This window comes from Streptomyces qinglanensis, from assembly GCF_900111245.1.
Taxonomy (GTDB): domain Bacteria; phylum Actinomycetota; class Actinomycetes; order Streptomycetales; family Streptomycetaceae; genus Streptomyces; species Streptomyces qinglanensis.
In genome coordinates this window covers 143,329-169,056 of sequence record NZ_FOGO01000012.1, presented here as the reverse complement: position 1 = coordinate 169,056, position 25,728 = coordinate 143,329, and the positions used below count along the sequence as shown (strand labels likewise).

Annotated in this window: 22 protein-coding genes; 14 read left to right on the top strand and 8 right to left on the bottom strand. The window is 70.8% G+C overall.

Features of this window, described 5'->3' with window-relative positions; genetic code table 11:
• Window positions 1-32 precede the first annotated feature (32 nt).
• From BMX65_RS23565 to BMX65_RS23555, 3 genes are all read left to right on the top strand, one after another.
• Window positions 33-1,574, top strand: coding sequence for an outer membrane protein assembly factor BamB family protein (locus tag BMX65_RS23565; protein ID WP_075002348.1), 1,542 nt, complete (start codon window positions 33-35; stop codon window positions 1,572-1,574).
• Between the two features lie 149 nt (window positions 1,575-1,723).
• The gene (locus tag BMX65_RS23560; RefSeq protein ID WP_075002347.1) at window positions 1,724-3,529 is read left to right on the top strand and encodes a PQQ-binding-like beta-propeller repeat protein; all 1,806 of its coding nucleotides are present in this window, start codon (window positions 1,724-1,726) and stop codon (window positions 3,527-3,529) included.
• A 265-nt stretch (window positions 3,530-3,794) separates the two neighbouring features.
• Window positions 3,795-4,469: a response regulator transcription factor gene (locus BMX65_RS23555; protein WP_075002346.1), complete on the top strand. Its 675-nt coding sequence runs from the start codon at window positions 3,795-3,797 to the stop codon at window positions 4,467-4,469.
• 108 nt (window positions 4,470-4,577) lie between these two features.
• Here the strand turns inward: BMX65_RS23555 and BMX65_RS23550 are convergent, their stop codons facing one another.
• Together BMX65_RS23550 and BMX65_RS23545 are read right to left on the bottom strand one after the other, a co-directional pair.
• Window positions 4,578-4,889 (bottom strand): hypothetical protein, encoded by a 312-nt coding sequence (locus BMX65_RS23550; protein WP_075002345.1) that lies wholly within the window; start codon window positions 4,887-4,889, stop codon window positions 4,578-4,580.
• Between the two features lie 28 nt (window positions 4,890-4,917).
• Window positions 4,918-6,588: a sodium:solute symporter family protein gene (locus BMX65_RS23545; RefSeq protein WP_075002344.1), complete on the bottom strand. Its 1,671-nt coding sequence runs from the start codon at window positions 6,586-6,588 to the stop codon at window positions 4,918-4,920.
• A gap of 302 nt (window positions 6,589-6,890) precedes the next feature.
• On the opposite strand from BMX65_RS23545, the gene galT reads away from it, so the two are divergent.
• The 5 genes from galT to BMX65_RS23520 all read left to right on the top strand — a co-directional run bounded on the left by galT (window position 6,891) and on the right by BMX65_RS23520 (window position 12,123).
• A complete protein-coding gene (gene galT / locus BMX65_RS23540; RefSeq protein WP_075002343.1) occupies window positions 6,891-8,003 on the top strand; it encodes a galactose-1-phosphate uridylyltransferase in 1,113 nt (370 codons plus the stop codon).
• Between the two features lie 93 nt (window positions 8,004-8,096).
• Window positions 8,097-9,095, top strand: coding sequence for a UDP-glucose 4-epimerase GalE (galE, locus tag BMX65_RS23535; RefSeq protein ID WP_075002342.1), 999 nt, complete (start codon window positions 8,097-8,099; stop codon window positions 9,093-9,095).
• Entirely contained in the window at window positions 9,092-10,258 is a 1,167-nt protein-coding gene (gene galK, locus BMX65_RS23530) for a galactokinase (RefSeq protein ID WP_075002341.1), read from the top strand. The genes galE and galK overlap by 4 nt, the downstream gene beginning before the upstream one ends.
• A gap of 332 nt (window positions 10,259-10,590) precedes the next feature.
• Complete coding sequence (locus BMX65_RS23525; protein WP_075002340.1) at window positions 10,591-11,520, top strand: response regulator transcription factor; 930 nt, start codon at window positions 10,591-10,593, stop codon at window positions 11,518-11,520.
• 180 nt (window positions 11,521-11,700) lie between these two features.
• Entirely contained in the window at window positions 11,701-12,123 is a 423-nt protein-coding gene (locus BMX65_RS23520) for a PPOX class F420-dependent oxidoreductase (RefSeq protein ID WP_204357588.1), read from the top strand.
• Between the two features lie 120 nt (window positions 12,124-12,243).
• Here the strand turns inward: BMX65_RS23520 and BMX65_RS23515 are convergent, their stop codons facing one another.
• Together BMX65_RS23515 and BMX65_RS23510 are read right to left on the bottom strand one after the other, a co-directional pair.
• Window positions 12,244-13,005 (bottom strand): SDR family NAD(P)-dependent oxidoreductase, encoded by a 762-nt coding sequence (locus BMX65_RS23515; protein WP_177214334.1) that lies wholly within the window; start codon window positions 13,003-13,005, stop codon window positions 12,244-12,246.
• Window positions 13,006-13,059: 54 nt separating this feature from the next.
• A complete protein-coding gene (locus BMX65_RS23510; protein ID WP_075002338.1) occupies window positions 13,060-13,557 on the bottom strand; it encodes a MarR family winged helix-turn-helix transcriptional regulator in 498 nt (165 codons plus the stop codon).
• Between the two features lie 72 nt (window positions 13,558-13,629).
• Here BMX65_RS23510 and BMX65_RS23505 point away from each other — a divergent pair, with 72 nt between their 5' ends.
• Window positions 13,630-14,433 (top strand): trans-aconitate 2-methyltransferase, encoded by an 804-nt coding sequence (locus BMX65_RS23505; RefSeq protein WP_075002337.1) that lies wholly within the window; start codon window positions 13,630-13,632, stop codon window positions 14,431-14,433.
• Here BMX65_RS23505 and BMX65_RS23500 read toward each other — a convergent pair.
• From BMX65_RS23500 to BMX65_RS23490, 3 genes are all read right to left on the bottom strand, one after another.
• Window positions 14,423-15,049, bottom strand: a complete 627-nt coding sequence (locus BMX65_RS23500; protein ID WP_075002336.1) for a GNAT family N-acetyltransferase — start codon at window positions 15,047-15,049, stop codon at window positions 14,423-14,425. The genes BMX65_RS23505 and BMX65_RS23500 overlap by 11 nt on opposite strands.
• Window positions 15,050-15,463: 414 nt before the next feature.
• The gene (locus BMX65_RS23495) at window positions 15,464-16,066 is read right to left on the bottom strand and encodes a TetR/AcrR family transcriptional regulator (protein ID WP_239502263.1); all 603 of its coding nucleotides are present in this window, start codon (window positions 16,064-16,066) and stop codon (window positions 15,464-15,466) included.
• A 133-nt stretch (window positions 16,067-16,199) separates the two neighbouring features.
• Complete coding sequence (locus BMX65_RS23490) at window positions 16,200-17,336, bottom strand: acyl-CoA desaturase (RefSeq protein ID WP_075002334.1); 1,137 nt, start codon at window positions 17,334-17,336, stop codon at window positions 16,200-16,202.
• A 445-nt stretch (window positions 17,337-17,781) separates the two neighbouring features.
• On the opposite strand from BMX65_RS23490, the gene ppc reads away from it, so the two are divergent.
• Complete coding sequence (ppc, locus tag BMX65_RS23485; RefSeq protein WP_075002418.1) at window positions 17,782-20,532, top strand: phosphoenolpyruvate carboxylase; 2,751 nt, start codon at window positions 17,782-17,784, stop codon at window positions 20,530-20,532.
• Window positions 20,533-20,619: 87 nt separating this feature from the next.
• Here the strand turns inward: ppc and BMX65_RS23480 are convergent, their stop codons facing one another.
• A complete protein-coding gene (locus tag BMX65_RS23480; protein WP_075002333.1) occupies window positions 20,620-21,093 on the bottom strand; it encodes a hypothetical protein in 474 nt (157 codons plus the stop codon).
• Between the two features lie 420 nt (window positions 21,094-21,513).
• On the opposite strand from BMX65_RS23480, the gene BMX65_RS23475 reads away from it, so the two are divergent.
• The 4 genes from BMX65_RS23475 to BMX65_RS23465 all read left to right on the top strand — a co-directional run bounded on the left by BMX65_RS23475 (window position 21,514) and on the right by BMX65_RS23465 (window position 25,643).
• The gene (locus BMX65_RS23475) at window positions 21,514-22,017 is read left to right on the top strand and encodes a hypothetical protein (RefSeq protein WP_239502256.1); all 504 of its coding nucleotides are present in this window, start codon (window positions 21,514-21,516) and stop codon (window positions 22,015-22,017) included.
• Between the two features lie 30 nt (window positions 22,018-22,047).
• Window positions 22,048-24,354, top strand: a complete 2,307-nt coding sequence (locus BMX65_RS23470; protein ID WP_075002332.1) for a hypothetical protein — start codon at window positions 22,048-22,050, stop codon at window positions 24,352-24,354.
• 510 nt (window positions 24,355-24,864) lie between these two features.
• Window positions 24,865-24,993 (top strand): hypothetical protein, encoded by a 129-nt coding sequence (locus BMX65_RS34000; RefSeq protein ID WP_275435243.1) that lies wholly within the window; start codon window positions 24,865-24,867, stop codon window positions 24,991-24,993.
• Window positions 24,990-25,643 (top strand): hypothetical protein, encoded by a 654-nt coding sequence (locus tag BMX65_RS23465; RefSeq protein ID WP_075002331.1) that lies wholly within the window; start codon window positions 24,990-24,992, stop codon window positions 25,641-25,643. The genes BMX65_RS34000 and BMX65_RS23465 overlap by 4 nt, the downstream gene beginning before the upstream one ends.
• Window positions 25,644-25,728: the final 85 nt, after the last annotated feature.

The window sequence follows — 25,728 nt, the reverse complement described above, 5'->3', positions numbered from 1 at the left end:
GTCAGCCTCCCCAGGGTGGCTGGAATCCACCCGTGCAGCCGCCACCGCAGCAGCAGGCACCGGCACCGCAGCAGCCGCCGGCACCTCCCGCCGCGCCGCCCTCGGCGCCGCCGTCCGGGCCGGGCTTCGGCCAGGCGCCGTACGGCGGTTACCCGTCCGCTCCGCAACTGCCGCCTCCGCCGTCCGGCGCCGGCGGATCGTTCGCGCCGCGCGGCCGCAGCCCCAAGGCAGTCCGCATCCTCGCGGCGGTGGTCGCCGTGGTGCTGGTCGCGGGCGGCATATGGCTGTTCTCCGTCGGCGGCGAGGACGGCGACGGCCCCCGGGGCTCCGAGGCGGGTGTCCCCGGCGGCAGCCACGCGAAGCAGCTCTTCTCTCTCGAACAGCCGGACACCCATGTCAAGGACGCCCAGGGCGCCGACGGGAGCTGGGCGACCGAGAAGATCTACGCCAAGTCCTCGATCAACGCGATCGAGGGATACCGGATGAACGGCAAACGCGCCTGGCGCATCCCGCTGGGCGGCCCGGTCTGTGCGGCGTCGCCGCACATGACCGACGACCACCGCACGGCCGTCGCCTTCGAGAAGGGGAGCGGCGGTTGCAACTCCGTCGCCGTCTTCGACGTCGACACCGGCAAGAAGCTGTGGGACCAGCCCATCCCCATCGGCAGGACCATCTTCGGCGGCGGCGACGTGAACCTGACCGTCGCCCAGGACACCGTCGCGCTCTCCTGGATCGGCGGCTTCGCCGCCTTCCCGATCGAGGGCGGTGACCCGCTGTGGAAGAGCAAGGAGACCGGGGAGACCTGCGAGCACAGCCGGTACGGCGGTGGCGCCCGGCTGCTGGTGGTCCTGGAGTGCGACGAGTCGCTGACGCTCAACCAGCTCGACCCGAAGACCGGCCACTCCACCTGGGACATGCGGCTGCCCCACAACCTCAAGGACGGGCGTGCCGTCCGCATCGTGGACACCGATCCGATCGTGTTGGTGCTGGGCATCGGCGACGCATCGGAGTCGGAGGTCATGACGATCGACGACGACGGCTCGATCGCCGCCACCTTCAGCCTCGGCGACCGTTACGAACCGGGCTGCGGCATCGGCAATCTGGGCAGTGAGGCGTGCTTCAACGTCGTGGCGACCGAGGACATGGTCTACATCGCGACCAAGGAGCACTCGGGCAAGAGCGACGACTCCCTGTCCCGCACCAACGAGGTCATGGGTTTCGGCTTCCACAGCGGCGAGCCGAAGTGGAAGTCCAGCGCGGGCGAGGGCCGCACGGTGTTCCCCATCGGGACGCAGGGCGACAAGGCGATCGCGTACGTGACCCCCGCCTACGACAAGGGCGGCCAGGTCGTCAGCGTGTCCCCGGGGGACGGGGAGCAGCGCGGGCTGCTGCGGCTGCCGGACAAGACCGCCGAGCAGCAGAGCCGCTTCCGGGTGCCGACGATGAGCGGGAGCGCCCCCGCGCTCTACGTGGGCGGCCGGCTCTTCCTGCAGCGGAGCCTGCTGTACGGGAAGAACGACACCGACGCCAAGGAGAAGGCTCCGTTGGCCATGGGGTTCGGTACCGGACGGTGACGGAACCGGGATCCGGGTCCCGGGAGTCCGGTGGTAGAAAGAATGTCCGCTCAGCAGTCTGCCGATGGTGGGCCATGATGTCCGATTCGCTCGGCCCTACGGGGGTTTGAGGCGCCGGGCGCGCGGTCTGCCCGTATCAAGGGAATGTCATGTCGCAGCCGCCTCCGCCGCCGAGCCAGCCGCCGCCCGGGGGCTACGGCGCACCGCAGGAGCCCCCGCGCGATCCGCAGGGGCAGCCGGCCTACGGCTATCCGCAGCAGCCCGGACAGCCGCCTCAGCAGCCGCCGCAGCCCCCGCAGTCGCCACCGCCGGGCGGCTACGGCTATCCGCAGCAGCAGGGCCCGCCCGGTCCGCCGGGACCGCCGCCGGGGCCTCCCGGGGCCGCCGGTCCGCCGCCCGGCGGCCAGCACAGCGCGCCCACGATGGCCTACGGCCAGCCCGCGGCGCCCTACGGCCAGCCCGCGGCGCCCTACGGTCAGTCCGGCCCCTACGGTCAGCAGCCGCCGCCCGGATACCAGGGGCCTGGGGGTCCCGGAGGCCCCGGTGTTCCCGGAGGTCCCGGGGGCGGCAAGAAGAACACCAAGCTCATGGCCCTGATCGCGGCTGCCGTCGCGGTGGTGCTGGTCGCCGGTGCGGGCGTGTTCCTGCTCACCCGCGGCGACGACGAGGGCGGGAAGAAGGACGAGTCCAAGGGCAGTTCGCAGAAGTCCGAGGGCAACGGCGGTCTGGAGACCAAGCCCAAGAGCACCAAGGGCGACGAACTGTTCAACATCCAGGACCCCAAGGTCAAGGACCACACCACGGTTCCCGGAGCCTGGGCCACGGACAAGGTGTTCGCCAAGGTCTCCGTCAAGGAACTCCTGATCGTGGACCTCAAGACCGACGAGCAGAAGTCGCCGGTCTCGCTGAAGGGCGAGGTGTGCAGCGCCTCGAACGGCATGACGAAGCGCCACGAGGTGGCCATGGTCGTGCGCGAGACGATCTCCAGCAACGCCTCCTGCAACCGGATGGTCGCGGTCGACCTGGACACCGGGAAGATCGTCATGGACGAGAAGATGTCCGGCGCCAAGGACGAGTCGTCCAACGACAACGTGGCCATCAGCGGCGACACCGTGGCCACCGCGTGGATCGGCGGTTCCGCCGCCTACGACATCCCCTCGGGCAAGCAGTTGTGGAAGAGCAAGTCGAGCAACTGCCGCGACGAGGGGTACTCGGGCGGCAAGGAGCTGTACGCGGTCACCGAGTGCGGCAGCTTCTCCGAGCCGCAGATCAGCGTGCAGCGGCTCGATCCGAAGAACAAGGGGAAGGCCACCTGGAAGTTCGACGTGCCCAAGGGCGCGAAGAACGTGCGGATCGCCTCCACCGATCCGCTCGTCCTGGTGGTCGGCGCCGGAAGCGAACTCACCAGCGACGTCATGACGGTCGGTGAGGACAAGAAGCTCAAAGCCCGGATCTCGATCGACGACAACTACGTCCGCCCCTGCGGCGTCGAGGTCGACAGCTGCTACAACATCGCGGTGGGCAAGGACACCGTCTACCTCGCCACGGAGGAGCACAGCGGCAAGGCCGAGTACGGCCGGACGAACGAGATCATGGCGTTCGACTTCGACAGCGGGAACACCAAGTGGAAGGCCGAGGCCGGGGAGAAGCGCAGCTTCGTGCCGATCCGGATGGACGGCCCCAACCTCCTCGCCTACAAGCTGCCGGACTACGACGCGGGCGGCGAGGTCGTCAGCATCGAGCCCGGCAAGGGGAAGCAGACGCTGCTGCTGAAGATGCCGCGGGTCGAGCAGGGCGAGGGCGAGCAGGCGTTCAACATCAGCGCGAGCAGCCTTCGGGAGCCGGTGCGCTTCAAGAACGGCAAGCTCTTCCTGAGCTCCTCGACCGTCTCGAAGCCCGACAGCGACTACGACGACCCCTTCGACAAGCTGGCGGCCGGTTTCGGACCGCAGTGAGCCCGCCGGACCCCCGCGCGGCGGCCCAGCCGCGGTGCGGGGCCGGGGAACCGTCCCCGTCCTGACCGACCCCCGACGGCCCGCCACGGCACACCGTGGCGGGCCGTCGGCCGTTCCGGGGGCCGTCTTCAAGCCCTCCCTTGGGGATTTCAGCCCGTAAGGGGCGCGGAACGCCGAGTGAGCGTGTAGCTTCCCGGGGAACAAGAGACGGGCTGCGCAGGGGGGTGCGGGGCCATCCATAGCGTGTGTGGGGGGAGCGAGCTTGATGAGCGTGCGGCTCATGGTGGTCGACGACCACCGCCTGCTCGCCGAGGCCCTTGCCTCGGCACTGAAGCTGCGCGGGCACCGCGTGCTCGCGGCGGCCGCGCCCAGTGGCGGTGCGGCCGAGTTGGTGATCAGCAGGGCACCGGAGGTGTGTCTGCTGGGTACGGCGACGCCCGCAGAGCCGGGTGCCTTCGATCCGGTGGTGCGGATCAAGAGAGAGAAACCGCAGATCGCGGTGGTGGTGCTCGGCCCGGTGCCGAGCCCGCGCGGGATCGCCTCCGCCTTCGCGGCGGGGGCGTCCGGCTATGTGCGGCACGACGAGCGGATCGAGGGCGTCGAGCGGGCCATGGTCAAGGCGCGGGCCGGTGAGGCGGCCGTGGCGCCGCAGTTGCTGAGCCAGTCGTTCGCCGAGTTGCTCAACCCGGCCGCCGAGCCGGACGACGAGGGGGCCCGGCTGCTGCAGATGCTCACCCCGCGGGAGGTGGAGGTGCTGGTGCGGGTCGCCGAGGGCGAGGACACCCGGCTGATCGCGGCCGGGATGCGGATCGCCCCCAGTACGGCACGCACCCACGTGCAGCGGGTGCTGATGAAGCTGGGCGTCGGTTCGCGCCTGGAGGCCGCCGCGCTCGCCGCCCGCACGGGGCTGCTGGAGCGGGTCGGGGGCGCGGGCGGCTGAACCCGGCGCACGCGCTGCGCACGCCGGGGCCGGGTGCCGCCCGCGCTTCGACGGCCGGCGGCTCCGGTTGTCCGCGGTTCCGGGCCGCCGACGGGACCGGGCGGCCGTCTACTCCTCGTCCTCCGGCGCCGGCGGCGGGATGGTGGGGCTGAGGCGGAGCCAGAGCAGGAAGCCCAGGCCCAGGAGCAGCATGGCGAGTCCGGTCCACAGGTTGATGTTGATGTCCTGGGCCTTCTTCAGGTCCTCGTCCGAGGCGAAGACCCCCGCGAGGGTGACCAGCACGCCGTAGACCACGAACAGGCCGCCGATGATGCGCCGTACGTCGAAGAGGCGGGCCGCGGTGCGGGAGCGCCGCTCCAGCTCCTCGACGTTCGTGGCCACCTGCTGGGCGGCGGGCTTTTCGGTGCTGTTGTCGTTCATTGCGCTTCAGTGTCCTTCGCGTCGGGGCTCAGAAGGAGAAGGGGATGTAGCAGAGGGCCGCGAGGATCACCGCGCCCCAGCCCAGCAGCGCGGGCCTGCGGTACCACGCGTCGTCGCCCTCGCCGGGCGGCTCCTCCGCACCGGGCGACCGGGTGCCGTACACCAGCCCCGCGAGCTCCTCGACCGGCTTGGACCGGGTGAACAGCGTGACCACCACCATCACCGCGGCGCCCAGCACGAAGGCGACGATCGAGGAGACGAAGTTGGCTCCCTGGTCGCTGGGGATGTCGATGACGCCGTGCTTGTAGAACCAGAAGTAGTTCACCATCGCGCCGGCGGTGCCGCTCAGCAGGCCCCAGAACCCGGCGGCCGGCGTGGTCTTCTTCCAGAACATGCCGATGATGAACACGACGAACAGCGGCACGTTGAAGAAGGAGAACAGCGTCTGCAGGTAGTTCATGATGTTGCTGAACGAGGAGGCGATGAACGCGGTCCCCATGCCGATCAGCACGCCGACGACGGTGACCCAGCGGGCCGTCCTGACGTAGTACTCGTCCGGCTGGTCCTTCTTCAGGTACGCGGCCCAGATGTCGTTGGTGAAGACGGTGTTGAAGGAGGAGATGTTGGCGGCCATGCCGGCCATGAACGCCGCCAGCAGACCGGTGACCGCGATGCCCAGCACCCCGTTGGGCAGCAGGTCGCGCATCAGCACCGGGATGGCGTCGTTGTACTGCAGCCCGTCCTCGTGCTTGCCCAGGGTCGGCTCCATCACGAGCGCGATCAGGCCGGGGATGACCACGACCGCCGGGATGAAGATCTTGGGGAAGGCGGCGATCAGCGGGGTGCGCTTGGCGGCCGAGAGGTTCTTGGCGGACAGCGCGCGCTGCACCTCGGCGAAGTTGGTCGTCCAGTAGCCGAAGCTCATCACGAAGCCCAGGCCCAGCACGATGGTCAGCCAGTTGGCGCCCAGCGGGTTGGCGGAGCCGATGCCGGTGCCGTCCCAGGCGGTCATGAAGGCGCCGCCCTTCTCGCCGGAGAGGGTGTCGCTTATGCCGCCCCAGCCGCCGACCCGCTTGAGGCCCACGACGGTGAGCGGGATCAGCGCGGCGAGGATGACGAAGAACTGCAGCACCTCGGTGTAGATCGCCGAGGAGAGGCCGCCGAGCGTGATGTAGGCGAGCACGAAGAAGCCCGCCACCACGATGGAGATCCACAGCTCCCAGCCCAGCAGCGCCTTCAGCACGAGCGCGAGCGCGTAGAGGTTCACGCCCGCGATCAGCACGGAGGAGACCGCGAAGATGATCGAGCTGAGCAGATGCGAGGAGGGGCCGAACCGGTGCAGCAGGAACTCGGGCACCGAGCGGACCTTGGAGCCGTAGTAGAACGGCATCATCACCAGGCCCAGGAAGACCATGGCCGGGATGGCGCCGATCCAGTACCAGTGCACGGTGTAGACGCCGTACTGGGCGCCGTTGGCGGCCATGCCGAGGATCTCGGTGGCGCCGAGGTTGGCCGCCACGAAGGCGAGGCCGGTGATCCACGCGGGGAGCGACCGGCCGGAGAGGAAGAAGTCGAGGCTGGTCTTCACACTGCGCCGGGCGGCGAAGCCGATCCCGAGCACGACGGCGAAGTAGATGCCGAGGAGTGTGTAGTCGAGTCCGTTGGTGGGGAGCCGTAGCCCTTCGGCCAAGTGCAACATGGGTCACTCGCTTCATTGCGCGATCGGAACGCACGTGAACGTACCGCCGAGGTTTCAGTTTTTGAAAGGTCCTGTTGCGGGAGTTTGTTTGATTGTGATGAATCTCGACGGTTGAGCTCGCCGCTTTGTCCTGCTTCGTCTGGCCTGTTCCTCGTCGTCGCCCGCCGTTGCTCGCCGCCGCCCCCGTCGTACGCCCGTCGAGGACGGGCGGGGATCCGACGCTGCTCGGCGTTGAAGGTTCTGTTGGCTCGTGGTTCCTTGTGTGTGATTATGTTTGAGGTCCAGGAACGAGGAGCCACCCGGTGAAGAAGACCTCAGGCCGTCTGGCCGACGGCCGCGAGATCGTTTACTACGACCTCCACGACGACGCCGTCCGCACCACCGCCGACCGGCGCCCGATGCCCGCCATGGAGGCCCACGCCCAGGCCCGGCACGATCCGCTGCTGGACGAATGGGTCGGCGTCACCGCGCACCGCAACGCCCGCACCTACCACCCCCCGGCCGACGAGTGCCCGCTGTGCCCCTCCCGCGACGGGCGGATGAGCGAGATCCCGGAGTCCGACTACGACGTCGCCGTCTTCGAGAACCGCTTCCCCTCCTTCCACGGGGCGCCCGGCCCGCCGCAGGCCGACGGCCCCGCCGGACTCTTCCGGCAGATGCCCGGCGCCGGCCGCTGCGAGGTCGTCAGCTTCACCTCCGACCACCGCGCCTCCTTCGCCGACCTGGACGAGGAGCAGGCCCGCCTCGTCCTGGACGTGTGGACCGACCGCACCGCCGAGCTCTCCCACGTCCCCGGCGTCGAGCAGGTGTACTGCTTCGAGAACCGCGGCGAGGAGATCGGGGTGACCCTCTCCCACCCGCACGGCCAGATCTACGGCTACCCGTTCACCACCCCGCGGACCGCCCGGATGCTGCGCTCCCTGGCCGAACACGCCGCGGGCCCCGGCGGCAACCTCTTCGAGAGCGTGGTGGCCGCCGAACGCGCCGCCGGGGAGCGGATCGTCCTGGAGGGCGAACACTGGATCGCCTTCGTCCCGCACGCCGCGCGCTGGCCCTACGAGGTGCACCTGCACCCCACCTCCCGGGTGCCCGACCTGCTCGGGCTGAGCGAGCCGGCCCGCGCCGAGTTCCCCGGGATCTACCTGGAGCTGCTGCGCCGCTTCGACCGTCTCTTCGGCGAACCCGCGGCCCGCACCCCCTACATCGCCGCCTGGCACCAGGCGCCGTTCGGCACCGACCCGGGCCCGCGGCTGGCGAGCCGCGAGGAGTTCGCCCTCCACCTGGAGCTCTTCACCATCCGCCGGGCCCCGGGGAAGCTGAAGTTCCTCGCCGGGTCCGAGTCCGGGATGGACGTGTTCATCAACGACGTGCCGCCGGAGGCCGCGGCCGAGCGGCTCCGCGAGGTGGCGTCGTGAAGCGCACAGCAAGAGGTGGTTTCGTGTGCGGTGCACCCGGCGCACCCGGCGCCCGCGTGCGCGCGGAAGCGACCCGAGCAAAGGACAGGCGCAATGGCTAAGTACCTGGTGACCGGCGGGGCCGGCTATGTGGGCAGCGTCGTGGCGGCCCACCTGCTGGAGGCGGGGCACACCGTCACGGTCCTGGACGACCTCGACACCGGCTTCGCGCGGGCCGTCCCCGGCGACGCCGAGTTCGTCGACGGCGGCCTGGGTGACGCGGCCCGGGTGCTGGACTCCTCCTACGACGGCGTCCTGCACTTCGCCGCGCACTCCCGGGTGGGCGAGTCGGTCGAGCAGCCCGAGAAGTACTGGCGCAACAACGTCGGCGGCACCGTCGAGCTGCTGGCCGCCATGCGCGCGGCGGGCGTGCGTACGCTCGTCTTCTCCTCCACCGCCGCCGTCTACGGCGAACCCGAGCGCACCCCGATCACCGAGACCGACCCCGCGGCGCCCACCAGCCCCTACGGCGCGTCCAAGCTGGCCGTCGACCACATGATCGGCGGCGAGTGCCGGGCGCACGGCCTGGCCGCGGTCTCGCTGCGCTATTTCAACGTCGCGGGCGCCTACTTCGCCGCCGACGGCACCGCCTACGGCGAGCGCCACGACCCCGAGTCGCACCTGATCCCGCTGGTGCTCCAGGTCGCGCAGGGACGGCGCCCGGCGATCTCGGTGTACGGCGACGACTACCCGACCCCCGACGGCACCTGCGTGCGCGACTACATCCACGTCGCCGATCTCGCCGACGCGCATCTGCTGGCCCTCGACCGGGCCGCACCGGGCGAGCACCTGGTCTGCAACCTCGGCAACGGCAGCGGCTTCTCCGTCCGAGAGGTCGTCCAGACCGTCCGCAAGGTCACCGGGCACGAGGTGACCGAGCAGGTCGCTGCCCGGCGCGGCGGCGACCCGGCGGTGCTGGTCGCCTCCGCCGAGCGGGCCCACCGGGAACTGGGCTGGCAGCCCCGGCGCGCCGGACTGGACGAGATCGTGTCCGACGCCTGGCGGTTCGCGCGGCACACCGAGCGGCAGCGGGCGCCGGAGGCCACGGCGTGAGCGGTGACACCGGTCGGCACACCCGGGACGTGCGGGACGGGTTCCGGGAGATCTACGGCACCGCGCCCGAAGGCGCCTGGGCGGCACCGGGCCGGGTCAACCTCATCGGCGAACACACGGACTACAACGACGGTTTCGTGATGCCGCTCGCCCTCCCGCACACCGTGCACGCCGCCGCCGCGCGGCGCGACGACGGCGTGCTGCGGCTGCACTCGGCCGACGTGCCCGGGGCCGCCTACCGGCTTCGGCCGGACGAACTGACGCCCGGCGCGGACGGCGGCTGGGCCGCCTACCCGGCCGGTGTCGGCTGGGCCCTGCGGGAGGCCGGGCTGCCGGTCGGCGGTGCGGACGTGCACCTGACCAGCACCGTGCCGACCGGTGCCGGGCTCTCCTCGTCGGCCGCCCTGGAGGTGGTCACCGGGCTCGCGCTGACCGAGCTGTACGGACTGGAGCTGTCCCGGCAGCAGTTGGCGCGGCTGTGCCAGCGCGCTGAGAACGACTTCGTGGGCATGCCCTGCGGAATCATGGACCAGACGGCCTCGGCCTGCTGCACCGCGGGCCATGTGCTGCACCTGGACACCCGCACGCAGGACCGGCGGCAGATACCCTTCGACCTCGCCGCCGAGGGGCTGCGGCTGCTCGTCGTCGACACCCGCGTCAAGCACACCCTGGCCGACGGCGCCTACGCGGAACGCCGCCGGGCGTGCGAGACGGGCGCGGCGGCCCTCGGTGTGCGGGCGCTGCGCGACATCCCGCACGGGGAACTCGGCGCCGCGCTCGCCCGGCTGCCCGACCCCGGGGTGCGCGCCTGTGTCCGGCACGTCGTCACCGAGAACCGGCGGGTCGAGGAGGTGGTCGCGCTGCTGGAACAGGGCGACCCGCGTGCGGTGGGCCCGGTGCTGACCGCCGGACACGCCTCCCTGCGGGACGACTTCCGGGTCTCCTGCGCCGAACTGGACCTGGTGGTGGACACCGCACTCGCCGCGGGCGCGCTCGGCGCCCGGATGACCGGCGGCGGCTTCGGCGGCTCGGCGGTCGTCCTGGCCGAGGACTCCCGCAGCGGCGCCGTCGGGGAGGCCGTGACCGCCGCGTTCGAGGCGGCGGGCCATGCGGTGCCGCACCTGTTCGAGGCGGTGCCGAGCGCGGGCGCGCGCCGCCTGTGAGACCGCCGCGCCGGGCCGCAGGCCACCGCGCCGGGCGGAGCCGCGGCCCGGTTTCCCGTGTGCGGCGCGGTCGCGCGGGTGCGCTCCGCACGCGCCCTGGCGCGCCCCGGGGAGGTACGAGTACAACGACTTTTGTCAATTGCCTTCCGTTGTCACAGCTCGCCCGTACTCTGAACCTTGTGCACAGCACCGGTGGGGGCCGGTGCTGATCAGGGGGCGAGTCAGCCGGGTACGACGTCCGGGGGCGGGGTAGACAGCGAACACGGCGGCGGCCGTGTCGATGGCGCGCTTTCCCGCGCATGGGCGCCGTGCCCGCACTGCCAGGGGGTTCCATGCAACGTATTCGCGTGCTGGTGGTCGACGACCACCGCATTTTCGCCGAGTCCTTGGCCGCCGCGCTCGCGGCCGAACAGGATGTCGAAGTCGGCGCGGCGGGCAGCGGACCGGCCGCGCTGCGCCATCTGGAGCGCGGCGCCGCCGAGGGCCGCCGGTTCGACATCCTGCTCGTGGACGCCGATCTGGGCGCACCGCTGAACGGGTCGGCGCAGCCCGGCAACGGCGCGGTGGCCGCTCCGGTCCCGGTCCCGATCCCGGCCCAGGCCGGCCCGCTCGGGCCGGGCACGGCGCGGACCAACGGCGAGAAGCCCGCCTCCGGCGCCCCGCTCGGTGCCCCGGACGAGGCCCCGACGGCTCCGGCCGGCGGCCCGGGCGCCGCCCCCGGCAGCTCCGGCGGCACCGCGGATCCGCCGTCCCCGGCGACCACCGTGGGCGGATTACCCCTGGTGGCACGCGTCCGGGCCGACTACCCGGCGGTGCGCACCGTCGTCCTGGCCGAGCGCGACGACCCCCGGCACGCCGCTGCGGCGCTCCAGGCGGGCGCGGGCGGCTGGGTCGCCAAGGACTGTTCCCTCTCCCGGCTCCTGCAGGTGATCCGCGGCGTCCTCAAGGACGAGACCCATCTGCCGCCCGCCCTCCTCACCGGCGTCCTGCGGGAGTTGACGGCCAGCCGCAAGCACCGCACCGAGAGCGAACGCCTCGTGGAGTCGCTGACCCCGCGCGAGCGGGAGGTGCTGCGGTGCATGGTGGCGGGCCTGGGCCGGAAGGCCGTCGCCGAGCGGCTGTATCTCTCGCCGCACACGGTCCGCACCCATATGCAGAACGTCCTGGGCAAGCTGGGCGTCCATTCCACGCTGCAGGCGGTGGCCCTGGCCCGGCGTGCCGGGGTGGGCCCGGCCGAACTGGAGCCGGCGGGGGCGCGCTGACCCGGCCACGCGCCGTCCGGTCCCGTCCCGTCCGGTCCCGTCCGGTCCCGTCTCGTCCCGCCTCGCCTCGCCTCGCCGAGAAGGTGAGCGGCGGGTCGCTGTCAGTGCCCCGTCCTAGGCTGACGTCCGCTCATCACCCGAGAGCGACGGACGGCTGTGGAGGACGGAAGAATGCAGCGGATGACCGAGGCCCAGTGGCGGGACTTCGTCCTGACCGGCACCCGCACCGGCAAGCTGGCGACCACCCGCAAGGACGGCCGCCCCCATGTCACCCCGGTGTGGTTCCTGCTGGACGACGCGGACCGGCTGCTGTTCACGGTGGACAGCGCCTCGCTCAAGTACCGCTCCCTGCGCCGGGATCCCCGCTTCTCGCTCTGCGTGGACGACCAGGAGCCGCCGTACAACTTCGTGATGCTGGAGTGCGTGGCGGCCGAGTTCCTCGACGACCTCGAACTGATGCGCTCCTGGGCCACCCGGCTCGGCAACCGTTACATGGGGGCCGACCGCGCGGACGAGTACGGCAGGCGCAACGCCGTCCCGGGCGAGTACCTGGTGCGGGCCCGCGTCGAGCGGGCCGTCGCCTTCTCGGGCATCGCCGACTGAGGGACCGCGGGCGCCGGCCGGGGCGGCGAGAAGGCCCGGGGGCCGGCTGCGGGGCTGCGGGCCCGCGCGCTGCCGGAACCCGGTGACGGTGCCGACGAGCGGCGCGGCGGCCGCCGTCGCTCACTCCGCGTTCCTGGCGGCGCTCCAGCCCCCGTCCACCACCAGCTCGGCGCCGGTCACGAAGGACGCGTCCGCCGAGAGCAGGAAGGCGACGGCGGCGGCGACCTCGTCGGGGCGCCCGTGCCGGCCGATCACCGTCTCCCCGGCGGCCTGCCGCCGGTCCTCCTCCTCGACCCCGTCCCAGGCGGGCGTCATGATCGGGCCGGGCAGCACGGAGTTGACCCGCACCCGGGGGCCGAACTCCGCGGCGAGCTGGCGGCCGAGCCCGGTCAGCCCGGCCTTGGCGGCGGCGTAGGCGGGGCGTCCGGGCAGTCCGGCGAGAGCCTGCGCCGAGGAGGTCAGCACCACGGCGCCGGCCTGCTCGCGCAGGTCCGGGAGGCAGGCGCGCACCCCGAGGAAGGCTCCGGTCAGGTTCACCCCGAGCTGGGCCTCCCACACGGGAACGGAGATCCGGTCCGCGGCCCCCTCATGCAGCAGCGACGCGTTGCACACGAGCCCGTCCACCGGGCCGAAGCCCGCGTGCGCGGTCTCCACGGCGCGCCTCCAGGCCGGTTCGTCCGTGACGTCCCCGAGGACGAACGCGGCCCGCCCGCCGGAGGCCGTGATCTCCCGTGCCGTGCGGTGCGCCCCGTCCTCCTCCTTGTCGAGGAGGACCACCGCCGCTCCCTCGTCCGACAGCCGGTGCGCCGTCGCGGCACCGATGCCGCGGCCGCCTCCGGAGATGACGACCGTACGTCCCTCGAACCGCGCGCCCATGGCCATGCGCGTGATCGTACGGGCCGGGTACCCGCGGGGGTAGAGCGCTCGGGAGTGCGCTCAGCCGGGAATGTTGTCGAACGGAGCCGTCAGTTGCCGCAGCAGTGCGGCGAGTTCGCCGCGCTGCAGGGGGGAGAGTTCGGCGAGGATGGCACGCTCCTGGTCGAGCAGTCCGGCCAGGGCGCTGTCGGCCCGGTCCTGCCCCTCGACCGTGAGCCGGACCAGGACGCCGCGCCGGTCGCTCGGGTCGGGCAGCCGTTCGACGAGCCCCTTCTTGGCGAGGCGGTCGATGCGGTTGGTCATCGTGCCCGAAGTGACCAGGGTCTGGGTGAGCAGTTGACCGGGGGAGAGCTGGTAGGGGGTGCCCGCCCGGCGCAGCGCGGTCAGCACGTCGAACTCCCACGGCTCCAGGCCGTGCTCGGAGAAGGCGATACGCCGGGCGCGATCCAGGTGCCGGGCCAGTCTGCTGACCCGGCTGAGCACCTCGAGCGGCTCAACGTCGAGGTCAGGGCGCTCCCGGCGCCAAGCTGCCACCAAACGGTCGACCTCGTCCTCCATGGGATCAGTGTAGAGGTTGTGTCGACGTGAAGTCTCTTGACGTCAAGAGACGGCCGGGGGCACCCTGCTGCCATGTGGGACCCCCAGCAGTATCTCCGGCACTCCGGACCCCGGCTGCGCCCCGTCCGCGATCTCCTGGCCCAGGTACCCGAGCGGCTGCCCGGCCTGCCACACGCCAGGATCGCCGATCTCGGCTGCGGTCCCGGCGGCCCCAGCCTCCCGCTGGCCGAGCGCTGGCCCGAGGCGCACATCACCGGGTACGACAACGCACCCGAGATGCTACGGGAGGCCGGGAAGCACGCCCGCCCCGGCCGCCTCGACTTCGCCCGCGCCGACCTCGCCCACTGGCGCCCCGACCCCGACGCACACTTCGGGCTGCTCTTCTCCAACGCGGCGCTCCAGTGGGTGCCGGGGCACCAGCACGCCTTCCCCGACTGGCTCGCGGCCCTGCCGTCCGGCGGCACCCTGGCCTTCCAGGTGCCCGGCAACGTCGAAGCCCCCAGCCACACCCTGCTGAGCGCACTGCGCAACTCCGCGCGCTGGCGCGACCGGATCGGTACGCAAGCCCGCTCCGGCGCGGTGCTCACCCCCGCCCGGTACGCGGACCTGCTCGCCCCGCTCGGCCCCCGCGGCTGCGCCGTCGACGCCTGGGAGACCACCTACCTGCACCGGCTGACCGGCACCGACCCGGTGCTCGAATGGACCAAGGGCACCGCCCTCCGCCCCGTGCTGGCCGCCCTGGCCGACGACCCCGCCGCGCGGGACGACTTCCTCGCCGAGTACGCGGCGGCGCTCCGCGAGGCGTATCCGCGCGGCGCCGACGGGACGACGGCGTTTCCCTTCCGCCGCGTCTTCGTGGTCGCCGTCAAGCGCTGACGGGGGCCGCCTCCACCGGTTCGGGACCGGTGCCGCGGTCGGACCGCGCCGCCCGCTCGGCGGCCCTGGCGGCCCGCCACTCCGGGGCCAGGACCGACCAGACCTCGATGTCGGTCCGCTCGCCCCGGTACAGGAACATCTCCCGCAGCACGCCCTCCTTCGTCATGCCCAGGCGCCGGGCGACCGCGATGCTGGGCGCGTTCGCCGAGGGCACCTGCCACTCCACGCGGTGGATGCCGCGCTCCTCGACCGCCCAGTCGATCAGGACCCGCACGGCCCGGGTCACCAGTCCGCGGCCCACTGCGGCCGGCTCCAGCCAGCAGCCCGCCTCCGCGGTGCCCTGCACCACGTCCATCGTGCGGAGGAGCACCCCGCCGACCAGCGTGCCCTCCGCCGTCCGGATGCCGAGGATCCGCCCGGTGTCGGTGGCGGCCTTCTGCGCGTACGCCGTGAGGAAGGCGCGGGCCGACTCCACATCCCGGTTGGCGTCCGCGAGTCCCACGTGCCGGCCGATGAACTCCCGCCCGCGCTCGATGTGGGCCAGGAACTCCTCGGCCTGCCACGGCTCGAGCGGGCGCAGCTCGGTGCCGTCGTCGCCCAGCGGTATTCCGAACATCGCCGTCCTCCACGTTCCCGGGTGCGCCCCTTTGGGCGCATCGCGAAGGGAGCTTTGCACATCTCCGCCCCCGGCCCGAACGGATTTCCGGGTGCGCCGCTCTCCGTGCCGGAGCGGCTGCTGTGCGGGAGTGCTTTCGGGCGCCCTGGCGCTCCCGAGCGCTTGCGGGCGGGAGCGGGACGAGTCGTCCGGTGCGGGCTGGTGCGGGGCCGGGCCGGTGCGGGGCGGGCTGGTGCGGGGCCGGTCCGGTGCGGGGCGGTCCGGTGCGGCGCGGCACCTGCTGAGTGCGGTGCCGCGCCGCTCGGGGTCCGGGCCTGTCTGTCCGCGAGGGGTGCGCTGCCGGGGTCTCCCCGCGGGTGTCACCCCCGTGAGCGCGGCCCGCCGGGAGACGCACCCGGGGACGGCGGCCGGCGGTCAGGACCGGCGGTGGCCTATCAGGCGGGGCTTCTGCTCCAGGCCGTCGAGGCCGTGCCAGGCGAGATTGACCAGGTGCGCCGCCACCTCGGCCTTCTTCGGTTTGCGGACGTTGAGCCACCACTGCCCCGTCAGGGCCACCATGCCGACGAGGGCCTGGGCGTAGAGCGGGGAGAGCTTGGCGTCGAAGCCGCGGTTCTTGAACTCGCGGCCGAGGATGTCCTCGACCTGGGTGGCGATGTCGGAGATCAGCGAGGCGAAGGTGCCGGTGGACTGCGGGAGCGGCGAGTCCCGCACCAGGATGCGGAAGCCGTCGGTGTACTGCTCGATGTAGTCGAGCAGCGCGAACGCGGCCTGCTCCAGCAGTTCGCGGGGGTGGCCCCCGGTGAGCGCTCCGGTCACCATGTCCAGCAGGCGCCGCATCTCCCGGTCGACGACGACCGCGTACAGGCCCTCCTTGCCGCCGAAGTGCTCGTAGACCACCGGTTTGGACACCCCGGCCTTGTGCGCGATCTCCTCGACGGACGTGCCCTCGAAGCCGCGGTCGGCGAAGAGGGTGCGGCCGATGTCCAGCAACTGCTCGCGGCGTTCCTTGCCGGTCATCCGGCGGCGGGCGCGCTTCTTGGGGCTGCCGCTGGACGGCGGCGTCTCGTCGGTCGGCACGGGAGGGGCCTTCCCTGTCGGCTGGCTGGCTGGGGCCCCATGGGCCTGGCGTGGCCCCTGGGTCAGCACAGCATCATGCCGCCCTGGCCGGCTGCTCCGGACGGCGGGAGTCCGAGCCGGGGGTGCCCTCCGGCGCCGGGTCCTGCGGGACGCTCTGCTCCGGCTTCCGGCGGCGCGGGCCGTCGTTGCCGCGCTTGGCGTCCAGCCGGTCGCGCTTCGGCCAGCGCACGTCGTACGCCCAGCCGGCCTTCTCGAACCAGCGGATGATGCGGGCGCTGGAGTCGATCTGCCCGCGCTCGACGCCGTGCCGGGCGCAGGTGGGATCGGCGTGGTGCAGATTGTGCCAGGACTCGCCGCAGGAGAGCACCGCGAGCCACCAGACGTTGCCGGACCGGTCCCGGGACTTGAAGGGGCGCTTGCCCACCGCGTGGCAGATGGAGTTGATCGACCACGTGACGTGGTGCAGCAGCGCGACGCGCACCAGCGAGCCCCAGAAGAACGCGGTCACCGCGCCCTGCCACGACCAGGTGGCCAGTCCGCCGACCACCGGCGGGATCAGCAGCGAGACGGCCGTCCACAGCACGAACTGCCGGGAGACGGCACGCAGCGCGGGGTCCTTGACCAGGTCGGGCGCGTACTTGTGCTGCGGCGTCTGCTCCTCGTCGAACATCCATGCGACGTGCGCCCACCACAGGCCCTTCATCAGCGCGGGGATCGTCTCCCCGTACCGCCACGGCGAATGCGGGTCACCCTCGGCATCGGAGAACTTGTGGTGCTTGCGGTGGTCGGCGACCCAGCGCACGAGCGGGCCCTCGACGGCGAGCGAGCCCATCACGGCGAGCGCGATCCGCAGCGGCCGCTTCGCCTTGAACGAACCGTGGGTGAAGTAGCGGTGGAAGCCGATGGTGATGCCGTGGCAGCCGATGAAGTACATCGCGACCAGCAGTCCCAGATCCAGCCAGCTCACCCCCCATCCCCAGGCCAGCGGCACCGCGGCCACCAGCCCGATGAACGGAACGGTGATGAACAGCAGCAGTGCGATCTGTTCGGCCGAGCGCCGCTTCTCGCCGCCCAGCGTCGCGGACAGCAGCGATGCGGAAGCTGCGCTGTCTGCCTGCGGTCCGGTGGTGGGGGAGGCCGCTGCGGCCTCCGGCGAGTCGGCGGGGGCGGGCTGTGGCGAACTGTCGAGCACGTCCGGGCTTGTCGTCATAGATGTCCCTCATTGGACCTCGGCTTGGCTACGGTTCCGTAACCTACGGCGTCGTAAGTATGGCAGCCGTAAGTCACGGGACAAGGGGGGTGCACGCCGGGGCGGGACGCGCCGCTGCGCCCATCCCTCGGACGGCAGTGCTGTGCCGCTCGGCGGTCGACCTATCCTGGTGCCGTCGGACAGCGCGGTCCGCCACCTGCCCGAAGCAACCCCGCAAGGGAAGCAACCCTGCAAGGGAGCCGCACCTGTGAGCAGCGCCGACAGCAACCAGCGAACCCCCGAGCCGTCCCGGAACGCGCCCGGATCGGGTGACCCCGGGACGGCGGGGAACGGCTCCGCGAGGGAGCCCTCCGGCGCGGAGACCCCGGGCGGCCGCAGCGCCGGCACCGGCGGCAGCGCAGCCGGCGCCCCCACCGCAGCCGGCGCCCCCACCGCAGCCGGCGCACTGAGCCCGGACAGCACCGAGAGCGTGGAGACCGCCGAGTCCACCTCGGCGCTGCGGGCCGACATCCGCAGGCTGGGCGATCTGCTGGGCGAGACCCTCGTCCGCCAGGAGGGCGCGGAACTGCTCGACCTCGTCGAGCGGGTACGCGCCCTCACCCGCAGCAACGGCGAGGAAGCCGCCGAGCTGCTGGGCGAGACCGATCTGGAGACCGCCACCAAGCTGGTGCGCGCCTTCTCCACCTACTTCCACCTGGCCAACGTCACCGAGCAGGTGCACCGCGGCCGCGAGCTGCGCCAGCGCCGGGCCGGGGACGGCGGGATGCTCGCCCGCACCGCCGACATGCTCAAGGACGCCGACCCCGCGCACCTGGCGAACACCGCGCGTCACCTCTCCGTACGCCCCGTCTTCACCGCGCACCCCACCGAGGCGGCCCGCCGCTCGGTGCTGACCAAGCTCCGCAAGATCGCCGAGCTGCTGGAGGAGTCCGACGGGGAGCTGGGCGGAGCCGAGCGGCGCCGCACCGACCTGCGGCTCGCCGAGAACGTCGACCTGGTCTGGCAGACCGACGAGCTGCGCGTCGCCCGCCCCGAGCCCGCGGACGAGGCGCGCAACGCCATCTATTACCTGGACGAGCTGCACCGCGGTGCCGTCGGCGACGTGCTGGAGGACCTGGCGGCCGAGCTGGAGCGCGCCGGCGCACCGCTGCCGCCCGGCACCCGCCCGCTGACCTTCGGCACCTGGATCGGCGGCGACCGCGACGGCAACCCCAACGTGACCCCGCAGGTCACCTGGGACGTGCTGCTGCTCCAGCACGAGCACGGCATCGGCGACGCACTCGCACACGTGGACGAGCTGCGCGGCGCCCTCTCCAACTCCATCCGCAACTGCGGTGCCACCCAGCCGATGCTGGACTCACTCGAAAGAGACCTCACCCGGCTCCCGGAGATCAGCCCCCGCTACAAGCGGCTCAACAAGGAGGAGCCCTACCGGCTCAAGGCCACCTGCATCCGGCAGAAGCTGCTCAACACCCGCACCCGGCTGGCCGAGAAGCTCCCGCACACCGAGGGCTGGGACTACCTGGGCACCGGTGAGCTGCTGGAGGACCTCGTCCTCATCCAGGACTCGCTGCGCGAGCACCGCGGCGGCCTGGTCGCCGACGGCCGGCTGGAGCGCGCCATGCGCACCATGGCCGCCTTCGGCCTCCAACTGGCCACGATGGACGTGCGCGAGCACGCCGAGGCGCACCACCACGCGCTCGGACAGCTCTTCGACCGGCTCGGCGAGGAGTCCTGGCGCTACGCGGACATGCCGCGCGACTACCGGCAGCGGCTGCTGGCCAAGGAACTGCGCTCGCGCCGCCCGCTCTCCCCCAGCCCCGCGCCGCTGGACGCGGCCGGAGCCAAGACCCTCGGCGTCTTCGAGACCGTCCGCAAGGCGCTGGAGACCTTCGGCCCCGAGGTCGTCGAGTCGTACATCATCTCCATGTGCCAGGGCGCCGACGACGTGTTCGCCGCCGCCGTCCTCGCCCGCGAGGCCGGGCTGATCGACCTGCACGCCGGCTGGGCCGAGATCGGCATCGTGCCGCTGCTGGAGACCACCGACGAGCTGAAGATCGCCGACGAACTGCTCGACGCGATGCTCTCGGACCCCTCCTACCGCAAGCTGGTCTCGCTGCGCGGCGACCTCCAGGAGGTCATGCTGGGCTACAGCGACTCCTCCAAGTTCGGCGGCATCACCACCAGCCAGTGGGAGATCCACCGCGCCCAGCGCCGGCTGCGCGACGTGGCGCACCGGCACGGGGTACGGCTGCGGCTCTTCCACGGCCGCGGCGGCACCGTCGGCCGCGGCGGCGGCCCCACCCACGACGCGATCCTCGCCCAGCCCTGGGGCACCCTGGAGGGCGAGATCAAGGTCACCGAGCAGGGCGAGGTGATCTCCGACAAGTACCTGGTGCCCTCCCTCGCGCGGGAGAACCTGGAGCTGACCGTCTCCGCCACCCTCCAGGCGTCGGCCCTGCACACCGCGCCCCGCCAGTCCGACGAGGCGCTCGCCCGCTGGGACGCGGCGATGGACACCGTCTCCGACGCGGCGCACCGGGCCTACCGCGACCTGGTGGAGGACCCGGACCTGCCCGCGTACTTCTTCGCCTCCACCCCCGTCGACCAGCTCGCCGAGCTCCACCTGGGCTCCCGCCCCTCCCGCCGCCCCGACACCGGCGCGGGTCTGGACGGGCTGCGCGCCATCCCGTGGGTGTTCGGCTGGACCCAGTCGCGGCAGATCGTCCCCGGCTGGTTCGGCGTCGGTACGGGTCTGAAGGCCGCCCGCGAGGCCGGACTCGACAGCGTGCTGGAAGAAGCCCACACGCACTGGCACTTCTTCCGCAACTTCCTGGCCAACGTCGAGATGACGCTGGCCAAGACCGATCTGCGGATCGCCCGCCACTACATCGAGACGCTCGTCCCGCAGGAGCTGCGGCACGTGTTCGCCACCATCGAGGCCGAACACGCCCGCACGGTGGAGGAAGTGCTGCGTATAACAGGCGAGAGCGAGCTGCTGGAGGCCAACCCGGTGCTCCAGCAGACGCTGAAGATCCGCGACGCCTACCTCGACCCGATCTCCTACCTCCAGGTCTCCCTGCTGCACCGCCAGCGGCAGGCCACGGCCGAGGGCAAGGAGCCGGACGAGAACCTGAGCCGCGCCCTGCTGCTCACCGTCAACGGCGTCGCCGCGGGCCTGCGCAACACGGGCTGACCCGCTCGCGCACGACCCCGGGCCGGGGCCCGGGGGGCCGGGACCTGACGGGCCGGGCCGACTGGCAGGGGCCTGGGTGCCGCTCCCTCAGAAGGTGAGCAGCGCCCAGGCCCCGCCCATGATCAGCGCCCCGCACGCTCCGGTCGCCACCGCGGTCCTGCGCATCCGCAGGCCGCCGGCGAGCACCAGTGAGGCCAGCAGGAGCGCGCCGCCCAGCGGAACCCAGGCGTACAGCACCCCGGCGGGGCCGGTCCGGATGACATGGTCCGTACCGGGCTGCACGGCCACCTCCAGCGTCTGACCCTCGCCTCCCGAGACGAACTCGGAGACGGTCACCTGCTCGGAGCGCGACCTCTTCTCGTTCCGGAACGTCCCCGTGCACTCGTCGTCCTCGCACGACCGCACGGTGACGGTGCCGCGTTCGTCCCCCGCCATGGCGGTGGACGCCGTGTCCCAGGATGTCCACACCCCGGCGACCACCAGCACCAGTGCGACCAGCGCCAGCAACCCGGCGCGCACCAGCAGCAGCATGCCGAAGGCACTCTCGCCGAGCCGCCGCATACGGCCGCGCTTGCTCTTGGTCCGTGCGGAACTCCGGGCGGACGTCCGGACAGAGGTCCGGGCAGGTGCCCGGGCGGGTCTGGAAGACATGGCGGAGATCTTTGGCCACGCGTCGGTGGCCGGTCAACCGGCGCCGGTCGGCTTGTCCGCGCTTGTGGGCCTTTCGGAACGTCATATTCCGCACAAGGCGCGGTCTCGTGTGCCCGCGGTCTCTCGTGCCTGCGTGTCCGCGTACCCGTGGCTCGGGTGCGGGTGCGGGTGCGGGTGCGGGTGCGGGTGGGACGCCGCGCCGGACGTCACCCGGAGTGCCCGGCTCCTCTCCCCATGGAGTGACGGTTCCACTACCCTCGCCGCACATCCTGCTGCGTAACAGTAAAAACACTCGCAGTAGTAGCTGTTGCCCCGGAACCGGACGGAGTCATGGACGGGATGTCCTTCGAGCAGGAGTGGAGCGCCCTCAAGAGCGGTGCGGACGGCACGGACTCGACAGCGATGCGGCTCAACCAGGCCACTTCACCGGACACCGGCCCAGGGGGTGGTAGTCGGATGGACGGATCCGGATGGCTGGTCCTCGAACGGGACGACCTCGGACGCGTGGGGCATGCCGCCTACACACTCTGGCGCAAGCTCCGTACGTCCGCCGACCTCTCCGGCGGGGCGGGAGGCAAGGGCGCCGGCGCGACGGAACGGGCGGCATCGCAGCTCAAGGCCCACTCGTTCCTGCTGGGAGCGGAACTCGCCCGCACGGCGAAGTTCTGGACATCCCAGGTCAACACAGTGCTGCAAGGGTGCGCCCACATCTCCGACCACCTGGACTTCTCCAAGGAGTACCAGGGCGAGGAGGACCGGAAGATCGGCGCGCAGATTCTGGGCGAGGACGGCAAGGAACTGCCGCCCTCACAGATCTCCCGACTGCTGCACTGAGCCGGCCGGGCCGAGAAGAGAGGGCGGGGGATGAAGGAGTCTCAGCTCACCTACAGCGACCTGGTGGCGGTGAACTTCTCCAGCTTCGGGGCGGCGGTGGCGGACTGGAAGCAGATCCAGCGCGAACTGAAGACACGCGCCACCGAGGCCGAGGACGACATGAACGCCAAGGCGCGGAACGCCCGATGGGCGGGGCTGAACGCGGACGCGGTACGCCCCTTCGTGCGGAAGATCGCGGAAGAGGTCCAGGACCTGCGGCGCGAAGCCGAGAGCATCTGGAACCTGATGGACGACGCGCACCGCGAGCTGGCGGACATCCAGAAGGACGTGGAAGCCGAGCGGGAGAAGGCGCACAAGCTGGACGTGCACATCGCGGACAACCGCGACGGCACGGTCAGTTGCCGGTTCCGGTACGGAACGGACGACGCGGTCACGGCCAGCGGCTACTACGTGGGCGGCACCGACGAGAAACGCACCACGAAAGAACGCGAAGCCCGCGACGCCATCGAGTCGCGGCTCAACTACCTCATCGGCAAGGCGCGCGAGATCGACACCTCGGCCGCGCGGTACATCGGCAAGAGCCACGGCAAGGACAAGCACGACGCCGGCCACGCCACGTACTCCTCCCTGGACGACGCCCAGGCGAAAGAGGCCGCCCGGCTCGGTGAGAAGGAGCTGGAGCTGGCCGCGCACGGCAAGGAACTGAGCACCCCCGACCTGCAGCGGCTGCGGGACCTGACCAAGTACAACGCCAAGGACCCGGAGTTCGCCACCGGCTTCTACCGCGAGCTCGGCCCCAAGAAGGCCCTGCAACTGCACGGCCAGTTGGGCATCGACGCCTCCACGGACGGCGGCGACACCCGCCGCGCGCTCTCCCGCACCATCCAGAACTCGATGGACACCGGCCTCGCCCTGGCCACCAGCACAGATGGCGACGGCCCCCGCCTCGACAGCACATGGGTGAAGGAACTGAAGAAAGCCGGCAAGGAACCGATCCTCCTCCACGATCCGCAGAGCAACGAATGGGGCAAGAACTCCATGCCCCAGCAGAAGGTCCTCGGCTACCAGGTCCTGGGCAACATGCTCCGGCACGGCGACTACGGCAGGGATTTCCTCACCTCGGTCGGCAACGACATGGTCGAGACCGAGCGCAAGAACAAGTTCGGCCCGAGAGGTTGGCCCAACCCCCACAACGCCCGCAGCGACGCCGTCCTGAACCTCGACCCCAAGGGCGGCGCCGGATTCGACCCCATGGCGGGCCTGATGACCGGCCTGAGCCACACCCCGGGAGCGGCCACCGAGTTCTTCAATGCGCACACCGGCGACAAGGACGGCCATCCGAAGGCACTGGACAACTTCGACTACTTCTTCGGCGACAAGGCCGCCGAGGACCCCCAGGAACCCCGCCACTGGCCCCATGACGGCGACGACGACGATGCCACCTTCGGCAAGGACGCCCTGGGCGGCGCCCTCGAAGCGGCAACGACGGGCCGGCCCGCGGGAGACGAGGGCCCGCCGGAGAAGAAGCACGGTGAAGAAGAGGCGGCCTTGTTCCGGCGAACCGTGGACCATTTGGGCGACAAAGACAACGCCTCCTTGGTGCAGCACGGAGGAGACCTTGAGCCGCTCCAGTCTCATATGGGAAACATGGCTGCTGATTACATGCGCGATGTTCAGCGGGGGATGGTGAAGGTTCCCGATGGCTTCATAGCGGAGCAGGGGAAAGTGGCGGAGGTGGGGGATTTGGAAGGCGACGTGCTCGCTCGCTTCCTCCGCACGGCTTCCCAGGACCCGGACGGCTATGCGTCAATTACGCACGCTTCTCATGCAGTCTCGGCAGAAGTCCTTCGGAACTCCATGCGTAATTCACCGGAGGGCTACAGCGTTCAGGACGCGGCGATAAAGGGTGCGGAGCCGGGTGCGCTGGTCGCTGCTCAAGCAGCCGAAGGCCGAGTTGACGGTATCGAAGCAGCTGAGGACAAAGTGGGAGCGGCCGAGCGTTACAACGAATCGCTGGATAAAAAGCAAGAGTTGGTCGGGCAGGTCGTGGATATGGGGCTCGGGCGCCTCACCTACGGGAGCGAAGCCGCTGGCCAGGTGGCGGGAGTGGTACAAGAGGCAGTTTTCGATCACTACAGAAAGGATCCCGAGGAGGTGGCCCGACAAGTGGCGGAAGGGCGCAGGGATTTCCTTGCAGATGAGAGAAAGAGGGAGTCAAGTGTTATGGAGGAGATCGCAAAAACTGCAGGTGCGCGCGCAGGGGTAAAAGGCGACACCCTGAAATGGGCGGCTACCGACGTTGCCAACGCTGTGGCTGAAAACTTTCCAAAGAAATGACTGGAAGGTTCATCGAAAGAGGCGCTTTTGGTGAATATGAAGCGAATTTCTGTGTCGTGCGGAGCGTTGCTCTTAGTCGTCGCCGCAGTTTTCTGGTGGCTTCGACCTGTGGATGAAGAGACGCTTTCCGTCCCTGAGCGAGTGTGTGGTGGAATTTTTTCAGGGGAGAAGATTGCACCCCTTCTTCGAGGCGCTGAAGGGGAAATGGAGTCGGAGGTGATTCGCAATTTCCCTGGGAGTCGAAATAGGTCCAACACTCCTGTTTGCGAGTTGAGCGCTGAGGGGGGGAGTGCTGGGTTCCGAGTGATTTACACTGGATACCCGGATGACCCTAGGGAATTGAAGAGGAAATACAGATTCATTGTGGAGTTCGGTCCTTCCTATGGGGCGTACAGCTACCTCAGTGGGACAATCACTCTCGATATTCCTTGCCCCACGTCCAGTGATCCCAAAGCCACGTTGTTCCTGAATATGGGTGCGAGTGCGGCGCGTGAGGGTGACGCGGAGGGCATGACCAGACTCGAAGAAGTTGGCGGCTACGCCGCCCGCACCCTCGCGCAGAAGGTCTACAAATGCAAGGGTGCCGACAAATTGCCGGAGGGGCCGGTCCACATCAAGAAAGGAGAAGGAACGCGGTGAGCTTATTCATGCGTGGGGCGATAGCGACGGTCGCGGTGTCCGGTCTCGTGCTGTTGAGTGCTTGCGGAGGCGGTGACGACGGGTCCGGGAAGGGGGATATCGAGGGGGCGAAGGACAGCGGGAAGTCCGCCTCGGTTTCGCCGAGTGCGAGCGCCAGCGTGTCAGAGGATCCGGACGCGCCGAAATTCGACTTTCCGAAGGGTTTCGACGTCGTCTTCGAGGGAGGCATGACAGGGGATCCGGAGAAGGATGAGGTCTTGCGGGACCACGAATACGCAACCAAAGCCATATCGCTTTCCTATGCAACCGGCGACCCGGATCTCCCTGTTGCCAACAAGTATGTGCAGGATGCGGCGGGGGAGACCTTCCGCTACAACCTCAAGAAGTACCGAAAGTCGGGGAAAGTTTCCACGGGTACCACGCGCTACTACGACCGCAAGGTGGAGCTGGGCAAGAAAAAGGCGGCAGTTACTTTCTGCGAGAGCCAACGAGACGCGTTCGCCAAGATGGTGGACACGGGGAAGGTCATCAGAACAGAGCCCAGTCCGAGTGATTTTACGAGCGTGAAAGACATCTTGGAGAAGCGCGGTGGGACATGGGTGGTCATATCCAGCAGCGCGAAGGGAAGCGATGAGAAGTGCGCTCGCTGAGGTTACGGCGGGAAGCTGCCATCGCGCTGCTCGCCGCAGTGGCACTGGGAGCTCCGATGCCTGCTGTGGCCGGCGGGGGCGGACA